Origin of the sequence: Pseudideonella sakaiensis, from assembly GCF_048320135.1 — a bacterium.
Taxonomy (GTDB): domain Bacteria; phylum Pseudomonadota; class Gammaproteobacteria; order Burkholderiales; family Burkholderiaceae_C; genus Ideonella_A; species Ideonella_A sakaiensis_A.
This window is the reverse complement of sequence record NZ_CP182947.1, coordinates 380,188-392,354: the sequence shown is the minus strand read 5'-3', so window position 1 is coordinate 392,354 and position 12,167 is coordinate 380,188. Positions and strand designations below refer to the sequence as shown.

Sequence of the window (12,167 nt, the reverse complement as noted above, 5' to 3'; positions counted from 1 at the left end):
GCAACGGCTCCGCCCGGACCAGAAGGAATACAACGTGGACAAGCAGATTCGACAGTGGGTGAGGTTCGAGCAGGCCGGCACGATCGGATTCGGTCAGCTGGTTGGCGACCTCATCGAGGTGCACAGCGGCGACATGTTTGCCGAGCCGGTGGCCACCGGCAGCAGCGTCGCCATCGATGCGGTGCGGCTGCTGATGCCATGCCAGCCGAGCAAGGTGATCGCGTTGTGGAACAACTTTGCCGCACTCGGCGAGAAGCTGAAGCTCGCGGTGCCGGCCGAGCCGCTGTACCTGCTGAAGGCGCCGAACTCGTTCGCCAATCCCGGCGACCTGATCCGCAAGCCGCGCTGCGAAGGCAAGGTCGTCTACGAAGGTGAACTCGGCATCGTCATCGGCCGCACCGCCAGCGGCGTCTCCGAAGACGAGGCGATGGACCATGTATTCGGCTACACCTGCGCCAACGACGTCACGGTGGCCGACATCCTGAATCGCGATGCCTCCTTCACGCAATGGGTCAGGGCGAAAGGCTTCGACACCTTCTGCCCGATCGGCCCGGCGATCGCGACCGGCCTCGATGCGACGACGCTCGTCGTCAAGACGATCCTGAACGGCGCGGAGCGCCAGAACTATCCGATCAGCGACATGCGCTTTTCGGTGCAGCAACTGGTCAGCCTGATCTCTGCCGACATGACGCTGTACCCCGGCGACGTGATCCTCTGCGGAACCTCGATCGGCGTCGGCGCGATGAAGCCCGACAGCGATGTCGCGGTGCAGATCGACGGCATCGGCACATTGCGCAACCGCTTCGGCTGAAGCCCGTGCGCAGCAAGGAATTCACATCAACGGAGAGTTCATCATGAAAGTGGCAATCATCGGCGCCGGAGCGATCGGCGGCTACGTGGGCGTCAAGCTCGCGTTGGCCGGCGAGGACGTGAGCTTCATCGTGCGCGGCGCCAACCTGGCGGCAATCCGCAAGAACGGCATCAAACTCGTTCTTGCCGACGGCAGCGAGCAGGTCGCGACCAATGTACGTGCGACCAGCGACTATGCCGAAGCGGGCCCGCAGGACCTCGTGATCCTCGCGCTGAAGGCGCACCAGGTCGAGGCCGTCGCGCCGGAGATTGCCAAGCTGTTCGGCCCCGAGACCGCGGTCGTGACGATGCAGAACGGCATCCCGTACTGGTATTTCCATCGACATGGCGGACCGGAACTGCAGGGCACCCAGGTGCACAGCGTCGACCCGACCGGCATCGTCGGCCGGCTGATTCCGGCCGAGCGGGTGATCGGCTGCGTCGTCTATCCGGCCTCCGAACTGCTCGAGCCCGGCGTCATCCGCCACATCGAAGGCGACCGCTTTCCGCTCGGCGAACTCGACGGCAGTTCGTCAGAACGCGTGCAGCGCATCGCTGCGTGTTTTACCAACGCCGGCTTCAAGGCGCCGGTGCTCGACGATATCCGCGCCGAGATCTGGCTCAAGTTGTGGGGCAACCTGACCTTCAATCCGATCAGCTGCCTGAGCCATGCGACGCTGGTCGACATCTGCCAGTTCGACCTGACGCGCCAGCTCGCCGCCGAGATGATGCGCGAGGCGCAGGCCGTCGCAACCAAGCTCGGCATCGAATTCCGCGTGACGCTGGAAAAGCGGATTGCCGGTGCCGAGAAGGTCGGCAAGCACAAGACCTCGATGCTGCAGGACATCGAAGCCGGCCGTGATCCGGAGATCGATGCGCTGGTCGGATCGGTGGCCGAGCTCGGCCGGCTGACGAAGACACCGACGCCGCACATCGACACGACGTATGCTCTGGTCAAATTGCTGGCCCGCAGCATGGAGGAGCAACGTGGACATGTTCGACTGCAGTCCTTGCCGGCAGCGGCCTGAGGCAACGCAGCGGTCGTGAAACACGCGACGCTGCGTCAATTGAAGGTGTTCGAGGCGGTCGCCCGGCACCTGAGTTTTTCGCGCGCCGCCGAGGAGCTGCACCTGACGCAGCCGGCGGTGTCGACGCAGATCCGCAAGCTCGAGGACCATGCCGGCCTGCCGTTGTTCGAGCAGTTCGGCAAGAAGATCTACCTGACGCCAGCCGGCGCCGAACTGCTGACGATCAGCCGCAACATCATCGAGCAGTTCGGCCTCGCCGAAGCGGCGATGACGCAGTTCAAGGGGATTTCCGGCGGCAAGCTCAATGTCGCGGTGATCAGCGCCGGCGACTATTTTTTTCCACGGCTGCTGGTCGAATTCATCGGCCGCCATCAAGGCGTCGAGCTCAATTTCACGGTCCACAACCGCAAGGATCTGCTCGAGCACCTGGCGGCCAATCTCGCCGATCTGGCGATCATGGTCAGGCCGCCGCACCAGCCGGACATGCTCAGCGAAGCGTTTGCACCGCATCCATATGTGATCGTCGCCGCACCCGGCCACCCGCTGGTCGGGCGGCGCGAGATCCCGATGGCGCTGGTTGTCCGCGAACCATTCGTGGTCCGCGAGAAGGGTTCGGATACCCGCGAATCGATGCACGAAGGATTCGGTTCCTCGTTCGACAAGCTGAACATCACGATGGAAATCACCAGCACCGAGACGATCAAGCAGGCGGTGATGGCCGGCATGGGCATCGGCTTCCTGTCGGCGCATACGATCAGCAAGGAGTTGCAGACCGGCAGCCTGGCTATCCTCGACGTCAAGGGATTTCCGCTGATGCTGAACTGGTATGTCGTGCACCAGCGGCAAAAGCGCCTGCCGCCGGTCGCGAAGGCGTTCAAGGAATTTCTGCTTGCCGAGGGGCCGGGGCTGATCGAGCAGATGATGGCGGTTGAACCCGTCCGGAGCGGCCTGCCGACGCCGTCGGCGAGCAAGGCGCGCGCCTGAGCCCGGGCGCTGACGCGCGACAGCGGCGGTTCGAAGGCGTACCATGGTTTTCGCACAACGACCGGTGCACAGACCATGGCTGAAGGAAAGGATTCCGTCCTGCAGATCCTGGAGTGGATTTGGAGGGGTGTGCAGATCTTCGCGGTGCTCGTCGCGGGCGTCTGGACTTACCAGACATTCGTCTGGACCGAAGGGCCGTTGCTCGCGCAGAACGTCAGGCTGAACAGCCACCTCAGAGCTGCGACTCCTGCAACTGGAGGATGCCAACGGGCTTTCCAGGTCAACTTGGAGAACACCGGAAAGTCGGAGCTGAATGTCGTGAAGGTGGTGACCGTCGCCTACAGATTCGAGCTGCAACGGGAGCCCGACAAATTCGCCAGGCTGATCGACATCGACTGGATCCGCGCCAACGGAACGGCCGAATGGACCAAGGTGTTTCCGGACCCGAAATACCAGCCCGACCCCGAGAACAAGGACGAGGACAAGGCCAAGAAGGCGAAATGGTCTCCGTTTCTCGGTCCGCTCCGTACAACGGAGACCTATAACCACAGTTTCGACATGCTGCTGAGGTATGAGCCCGAGGCATGGATCTATGTCGAAACCGAAGTCTATGTCGAAGGATCGAATCAACCCAAGGTCGGCGGAGCGTGGGACCGGGTTTGTGGCCAATGGCGGCCGCCGGTGGACCCGACCGATCGCCTTTCGGTTGAGATCGGGGCCGGTGCAGGCATGCCGGCATTCGTGCCTGCCAGTTTCTCGGCCGACTGGAGTGGGTGATCGGTCTAGACTTTGTCTCCGAACATTCGATCGGAGGCCGCGATGGTCATGCACACGCATGAGGTATTCAACCAGTACGACGAGCTGACCGGCTACAACCTGTTTGCCACCGACCAGGCACTCGTCGCTGCAGTGACGGCGGCCGATGCGTCGTGGGCGCTGCCGGCGCTCGAAGCCTACGGCGGTGAGATCGGCAGTGCCGAGTCCTTCCACGAGGCCGAACTGGCGAACCGCCATCTTCCCGAACTCGAGGTGTACGACCGCCGTGGCCGCCGCATCGACCACGTCGAGTTCCATCCGGCATGGCATTCGTTGATGACGAAGTTGCGTGGCGCCGGCTGGATCGCGTTGCCGTTCCGCGACCAGCGGCCGGGCCGCTGGATTGCCGATATCGCCGGCTTCTACCTGCATTGCCAGGTCGAGTCGGGTACCAGTTGCCCCTCGACGATGACCTGGGCCGCGATCCCGCTGCTGCAGCGCGAAAAGGGCCTGTGGCAGGCCATCGGCGACAAGCTGTACAGCGATGATCACGACGCGCGTGACCTGCCGATGCACGACAAGCGGTCGATCTGCATCGGCATGGGCATGACCGAGAAGCAGGGCGGCTCCGACGTGCGCGCCAATACGACGACGGCGCGCCCGGTCGGTGCCGGCGGCCGCGGTGCCGAGTACCTGATCCGCGGCCACAAATGGTTTTTCTCGGCGCCGATGTGTGATGCCCATCTGGTCGTCGCACAATTCGACGATGCCGGGCCATCGTGCTTCTTCGTGCCGCGCTGGCGGCCCGACGACAGCAGGAATCCGGTGCGCATCCAGCGCCTGAAGAACAAGCTCGGCAACTGCAGCAATTCGAGCAGCGAGGTCGAATTCGACGATGCGCTGGGCATGCTGATTGGTGAGCCGGGCCGCGGCATCCCGACGATCATCGAGATGGCCAACCACACGCGGCTGGCCTGCGTGATGAGCAGCGCCGCCTTCATCCGACAGGCGCTGGTGCAGTCGCTGGCCTATACCCGCCAGCGCAAGGCCTTCGGCAAGGTATTGGCCGAGCAGCCGCTGATGCGCGCGGTGCTCGCCGATCTGGCGCTGGAAAGCGAAGCAGCGCTGGTGCTGACGATGCGGCTGGCCGCCGCCTTCGAGCGCGACGACGATCCGCGCGAGCGGGTCTGGAAGCGCATCGTCACGCCAGCGGCCAAATTCTGGGTCTGCAAACGGGCGGTCGAACTGGTCGGCGAGGCGATGGAGACCTTCGGCGGCAACGGTTATGTCGAGCCCGGCGTGATGGCGAGGCTGTTTCGCGAGGCGCCGGTCAATTCAATCTGGGAGGGCTCGGGCAACGTGATGTGCCTCGACCTGATCCGCGCCTTTGCCCGGGATCCGGATGCGATGTTCGATCTGCTCGCCGACCTCGAGCAGGCGGCGGCCGATGATGCGGTGCTGCGCAGCGAAATCGATTCGCTGCGCGGCATGCTGAAGCTGCCGCCGGATCAGCTCGAGGCGGTCGCGCGGCTGCTCGCGCAGCGGCTGGTGCTGGTCGTGCAGGCCGCGCTGCTGCGCCGCAGTGCACCGGCGCCGGTCGCCGACGCCTTCATCGCCAGCCGCATCGGCGCGGCCGGCTGGGGCAGGGTGGTCGGCGGCTGCGATCTGCACGCGGTCGATATCGCCGCGCTGCTGGCGCGCGCTTTCCCGCAGTGATGCGGCGGCTGCTCAGCCGGCCTCGCTGGCCTCGGCCGGTTTTGCTTCGCGGCCCGTCGATTCCGGTCCGAAATAGATCGCTGTCCAGCCGGCCTCGAGCTTGAATTTCTGCTCCGGCGAGTAGAGGCGGATCATGCCGGTCGGCGAGACGCCACCGAGCAGCAGCCAGTCCTTGCCCTGTTCACCGCCGCGGCTCGAGAACTCGCTCCAGCCATAGGACTTGGTCAGCTTCGTGGTCTGCACCAGCCAGCCTTCGTTCAGCCGCTCGTGCAGGAATTCGTAGGTTGCATCCTCGCTGAACGCAAAATAGCCGCGCTGCTGCAGCGTCAGCTGGTTCAGTTGCTGGCCCGAGGATTTGTGGGTGGCAAACTGGAAACTGCGGTGGTTGCCGTAGCGGCGTCCCTGCGCCTTGCAGACCAGCGCGTTGTAGAAGTCGTTGACGGTGCCGCACAACAGGTGGTTCAGGTGCTGCGCCTCCAGCGTATGTTCGGCATGGTCGGACAGGATCTCGCCGTAATAGACGGGCAGGTTGTCCATCCGCGCTTCCTTCAGCCGGCTGTAGACGCCATCGACGATCAGCACGTCGATATCGAGCCGTTTCAGCACGCGCGCAAATGCCACCGTCCACGGCGACGAGCCGACAAACAACACGCCGTTGTCGCTGCGCGCCGCGAGCCCGAGGTGGCGGCCGAGCCGACCCATCGTCAATCCATGGGCCAGCACGGTGGCGATGATCACCGCGAAGGTGATCGGCAGCAGCCTTTCGGCATCCGGATAACCGGCCGCGACCAGCGCCGGTCCGAAGATGCCGGCGGTGGCCGCCGCGACGATCCCGCGCGGCGCGACCCAGCCGAGCAGGATCTTGTCGCCGCCGCGCATCGGCGCGCCGATCGTCGCCAGCGCAATCGTCAGCGGCCGCACCAGCAGCAGCACCGCGAACACGAAGGCGAGCGTGCGCCAGTCGAGCAGGTCGAGCTGGCTTGCCTGCAACTGCGACGGGATGATGATGAACAGCACCGACAGCAGCACGACGGTCAGGTTTTCCTTGAAGCGCTGCAGCGACTCGCGTTCGACCAGGTGCATGTTGCCGATCACCATGCCCATCAGCGTGACGCTGAGCAGACCGGCCTCATGCTGGACCAGGTTGCTGGCCCAGTAGACGATCAGCACCATCACCATCAGCAGCGGCGGTTTCAGGTGTTCGGGAACGCCTCCGCGCTGGTACAGCTTGCCGATCAGCCAGCCGCCGAGACCACCGAAGACCGCGGCAGCGGCGATCGCCGCCGCGACGCCGAGCAAGGTCTTGCTGATGCCGCCGCCGATCGTCAGGTACTGGAAGGTCAGCACCGCGAGCAGCACGCCGACCGGGTCGTTGACGATGCCTTCCCACTTCAGCAGCGAGGCCGATTCCTTGTTCAATTTCGCCTGGCGCAGCAGCGGCAGGATCACGGTCGGGCCGGTGACGACGAGGATTGCGCCGAGCACCATCGAGACCGGCCAGCTGAGCCCACCGAGGTAGTGCGCCGCGAGGCTGCCGAGCAGCCAGGCGATCGGCGGCGCAACCAGTGTCAGCCTGCCGACACCATGGCCGACGCGCTTGAACTCGCCGAGTTTCAGGTCCATGCCGCCTTCGAACAGGATGATCGCAACGCCGAAGCCGATCATCTCGGTCAATTCGCTCTGCGCCATCCCGATTTCGATCACGCCGGTCGCCGGGCCGAGCAGGATGCCGGCGGTGATCAGCACGACGATCGCCGGCAGCCTGATCCGCCAGGCCACCCACTGGCTGATCAGACCGGCCGCCAGCACGACCAGCAGCAGCGTTGCCGTATGCATCGGCGTCATGCGGTGGCCTGGCGGCAGCCTCCCGCAGCCGGCTGGCTCAGCGGGTTGCGTGAAAGCTTCCGGCAAAGCGGCCAATGTGTAACCGGATCAATCAGGGAAATGCGGTGCGTTGGTGCCATTGGCGAATTGTCGCCTGTCCGAACAGCGATCGCGGACCCCTGCGGCGGCTTGCGGGCAGCTCGCGGCAAGCGACCCCGCAGCCTCGGCTTTGCCGACGCCGTGGTGGGTCGCCGTCCGACAGACTGCGGCCATCGGCGGGCCTGTAATCGGGCGAAGAACAGGAGTTTTTCGATGCTCGACATCCAGACCCAGGCCCTCTGGCCCACCGGCGAAAATCTTGCGGAAACGCCGCCACGCGGCGTCGTGCTGGCCTACAGCCATGCCGACAACGACTTTGCGTGCCTGCACGAACGCGCGACCCGTGTCGAGATCGCGCGCCGGCTGGCGCGGCTGAAGGGCTTTGATTTCGGCGGCAGCTGCGACGCCCGGTCGTTGCCGCAGGGCTCCAACTACCTGGTGCCGAACGACACCGTCGTTGGCGAACTCGATGCGCGCCGGCTCGATATCCGCAGCCCGGACGACTTGTTCGGCGGCGTCGTGCCGTTTGCCTTCGTCGCGAGCAAGGCGATCACCCATCCGTTGCTCGGCGCCGGGTCACCGGCTCCTGCCGGATGGAGCAACCGTTTTCCGCTGCAGGTGACCGATGCGGTGCACGAGGGCTGGACGGCTTTTGTGCTCGAGGATGCCTTTCTCGCCGGCAACCTGTTGCTGAAGGGCGGGCCGGTGCGGGTGAAGCAGGTCCACGCAACCGGTGGCCGCGGCCAGCAGGTCGTGCGCGACTGCACCGAACTGCGCTTTGCGCTCGAAGCCTTCGACCCGGACGAGATGGCAGCCAATGGCGTCGTGCTCGAGCGCAACCTCGAAGAGGTGACGACCTTCAGCGTCGGCCAGGTGATCGTCGGCGATCTCGTCGCGACCTACCACGGCTCGCAGCGGACAACGACCGACAACCGCGGCGAGACGGTTTATGGCGGCTCGACGCTGCAGGTGGTTCGCGGCGGCTTCGAGACACTGCTCGCGACGGCGCTGCCGGTCGAGGTGCGGCTTGCCGTCGCGCAGGCGCGGCGTTACCACGAGGCCGCGTTGAGTTGCTTCCCGGGAATGATCCTGTCGCGGATCAACTACGACATCGCGCGCGGGCGCGACGCCAACGGCCACTGGCGATCCGGCGTACTCGAGCAGTCGTGGCGGCTCGGCGGCGCCAGCGGCGCCGAGGTGCTTGCACTCGAACATTTTGCGGCCGACCCCGCTTGCCGGTCGATCCGGGTCGCCGGCCACGAGGTGTATGGTTCGGATGTCGAGCTGCCGGAAGGTGCGGCGGTCTTTTTCGCCGGCGAGGATCCGATCGTCGGCATGTTGAGCAAGTTTGCAGTCGTCGAGGTCGATGGCCACACGTGACAATCCGATCGATATACCCGTCGGTGATCAGCAGATCGCCGGCACGCTGGTCGGGCCGGACCGCATGGTGCCCGGTGTCATGCTGGTCCACGGATGGGACGGCGGCCAGCAGCAATATATCAACCGTGCCCACGCGATCGCCGCCCTCGGCTGCATCTGCCTGACCTTCGACCTGCGTGGCCACGTCCGGCACGAGGTGATGCGCTCGACGGTGACCCGCGAGGACAACCTGCGCGACGTGCTCGCCGCCTACGATGTGCTGGTCGGCCATCCGGCTGTCGACCCGACCGCGATCGCGATCGTCGGCAGCAGTTATGGCGGGTATCTGGCGGCCATCCTGACCTCGTTGCGGCCGGTGCGCTGGCTGTCGTTGCGGGTGCCTGCGCTGTACCGCGACGAGGATTGGCTGGTGCCGAAAACCAGCTTGGTGCGGTCGGATCTGGTGGCCTACCGCAACAGCGTCGTCGACCCGGCGACCAATCGTGCACTGCGCGCCTGCGCGGCCTTTCGTGGCGATGTGTTGCTGGTCGAGTCGGAGCACGATTCGATGGTGCCGCACCAGGTGATCGAGAACTACCGGGTCGCCTGTGCGCAGGCGCGGTCGCTGACCTACCGGCTGATGGCCGGCGCCGACCACGGCTTGTCCGAACAAGGCATGGACGAGGCCTATACCCGGCTGCTGGTCCACTGGATGACCGAGATGGTGCAGGACGCTCGCGCGGCCGACCAGGCGGCGGCCGCTGCGAAGCGCCGCTGAGCGCGGCGCCGCACGCTGCTAGGGCCAAGCCATTTTCGACCGTGATGACGACACGATGCGGCCGACCCGGCGCAGCTGCCACATCGACGCCAGCACCGCGCGCCAGCCGAAGGTCGCGGTAACTGCGCGTGTCGCACGGTCGGCATAGGTGCCGCGCAATGCGGCCGGGCCGTCGCGTTCTGCCATCTGCAGGTTTGCCAGGTTGCCGATCAGCCCGAGGTGGGTCAACGCCTGCGGAAAATTGCCAAGGAAGGCATTGTCGGATGGGTCGACCTCTTCGGCATACAGGCCGACATCGTTGGCACAGGCGAGCAGCCGCTCGATGATCTCGCGGCCGCGGTCGATGCGCCCGGCGGCAAGTTCGGCATCGGCAAGCCATGAACTGCAGACCAGGAAGGCGCCTTCGCCACCGGCCAGCCCGTCCTCGCTGTCGTAGCGGGCGACGAAGTCGCCGTCGGCGAGTGCCGCAACGACTTCGTCGATCGTGCGTTCGAGGCTGCCCGCCGGCAACTCGAAACCGAGCATCGGCGCGAGCAGCACCGCGGCATCGGCGCCGCCGTCGTAGGCCTGGCGCAGCCAGCCGTTGCCCGGCTGCTGCACATGGCCGCGGATCTGCGCGGCGATTTCGTCGGCGACCGGTTTCCACTGCGGGCCGAGCAGCCGTGCCGCGCGGTCCATGCCGGTCCAGCTCATCAGCTTGCCGTGGACGTGGTGGCGGGCCTCGCCGCGCATCTCCCACAGCCCCTGATCGGGCTCACCCCAATGCGCCGCGATGAAGGCGGCCACCGCATCGAGCAGCCGCCGGTACTGATCGGTCAACTGGCCGCCGAGCGCGCAGTACAGGTGCGCCAGGTCGAGCATCTGACCATAGACATCGATCTGCAACTGCAGATAGGCGCCATTGCCGCTGCGCACCGGGCGGCTGCCGGCATAGCCGTCGAGCTCGTGGTAGTCGATTTCGTCGAGCCTGAGTTCGCCGCCGATGCCGTACATCGGCCGCACATACGGCAACGAGCGCTTGGCGGCGTGCAGCAAAAAGTCGTGGAAACATCGTGCCTCGCCGCTGTAGCCGAGAACCGCGAGCGCATACAGCGCAAACGAGGCGTCGCGGACCCAGCAGAAGCGGTAATCCCAGTTGCGTTCGCCGCCGATTTCCTCCGGCAGCGAGGTCGTCGGGGCGGCGACCATCGCGCCGGTCGGCGCATAGGTCATCAGCTTCAGCACCAGCGCGCTGCGCCGTACCGCTTCCTCGTGCGGCCCCTGGTAGCGACAGAAATCGATCCACTCCTCCCAGAACGCGCGCGTGACGTCGAAAAATTCGGCACAGCGTGTCGTCGGCCACTGGCCTTCGACCATGTTGTCGGCCAGCACCAGTTCATGGCGCTCGCCGCCGCGGACCTCGAGCCGGCCCTGAGCACGGTCGCCGTCGACGCTGAAATCGACCTGCGCATACAGCGTCGGCATCTCGATGCCGGCGCGCAACGCGCCGTCGCCGCCGATCAGCTCGACCGGCGAGCGGCCAAAATCGCGCGAGCATTTGTAGTCGACGTCGAGGGTGACCTCGCCGTCGAGGCCGTCGATGCGGCGCACGATCCAGCCCGGCGCATTCAGGTGCACATAATCGAACAGGCTGGCCGACAGCTGCCGGCCGACCGGCATGTAATCGGTCACCGCGACGCTGCCACCTGCCGTCTCGAAGACCGTGCGCAACATGTTGGTACCGCGCAGGTAGGCTCGGCTGGCCTTGTAGTCGCCACGCGGCCGGATCGTCCAGTGGCCGCCGCGCTTTGCATCGAGCAGCGAAAAAAAGACCGGATCGGCGTCGAAGCGGTGCAGCGTAGCCCAGGCGATCGTGCCGTCGCGATCGACCAGCGCCGAACCGTGGCAGTCGCCGATCAACGCCTGGTCCCTGATCGGCCGGTAACGCGGTGCAGCCGGTCTAGCCATTGTCGCGAAACGCCGGATAAAGGCTCATGCCGCCGTCGACGAACAGCGTCGTGCCGGTGACATAGTCGGAATCGTCGGAGGCCAGCCAGACCGCAGCGCGGGCGATGTCCTCGACCTCGCCGATGCGGCCATACGGGATCAGCGTCAGCAGCTTTTGCAGCGCTTCCTCGTCGTCCCAGGCCTCCTCGTTGATCGGCGTCTTGATCGCGCCCGGCGCGATGCCGTTGACGCGGATCCGCTTCTCGGCCACCTCCTGCGCGAGGCTTTTCATCAGCTGCATGATGCCGCCCTTCGACGCGGCATAGTTGACATGGCCGGCCCACGGAATCAGCTCGTGAACCGAGCTCATGTTGATGATCTTGCCGGCCGCTTTCGAGTGCGGCGACGGTGGCTGGCGCAGAAAGCGGCGCACCGCCTCGCGGCAGCAGAGAAACTGGCCGGTCAGGTTGATGTCGATCACCGCCTGCCACTGTTTCAGTTCCATCTCGGCAAACGGCGCGTCGCGCTGCACACCGGCATTGGCGACCAGGATGTCGACCCGGCCCTGGCGATCGATCAACTCGTCGAACATCCGCACGACATCGGCCTCGATCGCGACATCAGCCTGCAGCGCCAGTGCCGAGCCGCCGGCGGACTCGATCTCGTCGACCAGCTGCTGCGCGTCGTCGGAATGACCACGGTGGTTGATCGCGACGGTCGCGCCGGCTGCGGTCAGCGCCTTGGCAACGCCGCGGCCGATGCCAGAGGTCGCGCCGGTGACGATGGCGACCTGCTGATCGAGCATCCGATGGGTTTGCTTCATCCTCGCTCCTGTTGCGGCACCGTGT

10 protein-coding genes are annotated in these 12,167 nt (G+C 65.7%); 7 read left to right on the top strand and 3 right to left on the bottom strand.

Annotation, left to right across the window (positions count from 1 at the left end):
• Positions 1-34 precede the first annotated feature (34 nt).
• The 5 genes from ACNH6H_RS01720 to ACNH6H_RS01700 all read left to right on the top strand — a co-directional run bounded on the left by ACNH6H_RS01720 (position 35) and on the right by ACNH6H_RS01700 (position 5,333).
• A complete protein-coding gene (locus ACNH6H_RS01720) occupies positions 35-811 on the top strand; it encodes a fumarylacetoacetate hydrolase family protein (RefSeq protein ID WP_418315094.1) in 777 nt (258 codons plus the stop codon).
• Positions 812-854: 43 nt separating this feature from the next.
• On the top strand, positions 855-1,877 hold the full coding sequence (locus ACNH6H_RS01715; protein WP_418315091.1) for a 2-dehydropantoate 2-reductase: 1,023 nt from the start codon (positions 855-857) through the stop codon (positions 1,875-1,877).
• Between the two features lie 15 nt (positions 1,878-1,892).
• Positions 1,893-2,861 carry a LysR family transcriptional regulator gene (locus tag ACNH6H_RS01710; protein WP_418315090.1) on the top strand — a complete coding sequence of 323 codons (969 nt, stop codon included), beginning with the start codon at positions 1,893-1,895 and terminating at the stop codon, positions 2,859-2,861.
• 75 nt (positions 2,862-2,936) lie between these two features.
• On the top strand, positions 2,937-3,638 hold the full coding sequence (locus ACNH6H_RS01705) for a hypothetical protein (RefSeq protein WP_418315088.1): 702 nt from the start codon (positions 2,937-2,939) through the stop codon (positions 3,636-3,638).
• A gap of 42 nt (positions 3,639-3,680) precedes the next feature.
• Positions 3,681-5,333, top strand: a complete 1,653-nt coding sequence (locus tag ACNH6H_RS01700; RefSeq protein WP_418315087.1) for an acyl-CoA dehydrogenase family protein — start codon at positions 3,681-3,683, stop codon at positions 5,331-5,333.
• 12 nt (positions 5,334-5,345) lie between these two features.
• Here ACNH6H_RS01700 and ACNH6H_RS01695 read toward each other — a convergent pair whose 3' ends face one another.
• Positions 5,346-7,178 (bottom strand): cation:proton antiporter, encoded by a 1,833-nt coding sequence (locus ACNH6H_RS01695; protein WP_418315086.1) that lies wholly within the window; start codon positions 7,176-7,178, stop codon positions 5,346-5,348.
• Positions 7,179-7,469: 291 nt separating this feature from the next.
• On the opposite strand from ACNH6H_RS01695, the gene ACNH6H_RS01690 reads away from it, so the two are divergent.
• Entirely contained in the window at positions 7,470-8,636 is a 1,167-nt protein-coding gene (locus ACNH6H_RS01690; RefSeq protein WP_418315085.1) for a DUF3182 family protein, read from the top strand.
• Entirely contained in the window at positions 8,623-9,393 is a 771-nt protein-coding gene (locus ACNH6H_RS01685; protein ID WP_418315083.1) for an alpha/beta hydrolase family protein, read from the top strand. The genes ACNH6H_RS01690 and ACNH6H_RS01685 overlap by 14 nt, the downstream gene beginning before the upstream one ends.
• 18 nt (positions 9,394-9,411) lie before the next feature.
• Here the strand turns inward: ACNH6H_RS01685 and ACNH6H_RS01680 are convergent, their stop codons facing one another.
• Positions 9,412-11,340, bottom strand: coding sequence for a glycoside hydrolase family 15 protein (locus ACNH6H_RS01680; RefSeq protein WP_418315081.1), 1,929 nt, complete (start codon positions 11,338-11,340; stop codon positions 9,412-9,414).
• On the bottom strand, positions 11,333-12,142 hold the full coding sequence (locus tag ACNH6H_RS01675; protein ID WP_418315079.1) for an SDR family oxidoreductase: 810 nt from the start codon (positions 12,140-12,142) through the stop codon (positions 11,333-11,335). The genes ACNH6H_RS01680 and ACNH6H_RS01675 overlap by 8 nt, the downstream gene beginning before the upstream one ends.
• Between the last annotated feature and the right edge of the window lie 25 nt (positions 12,143-12,167).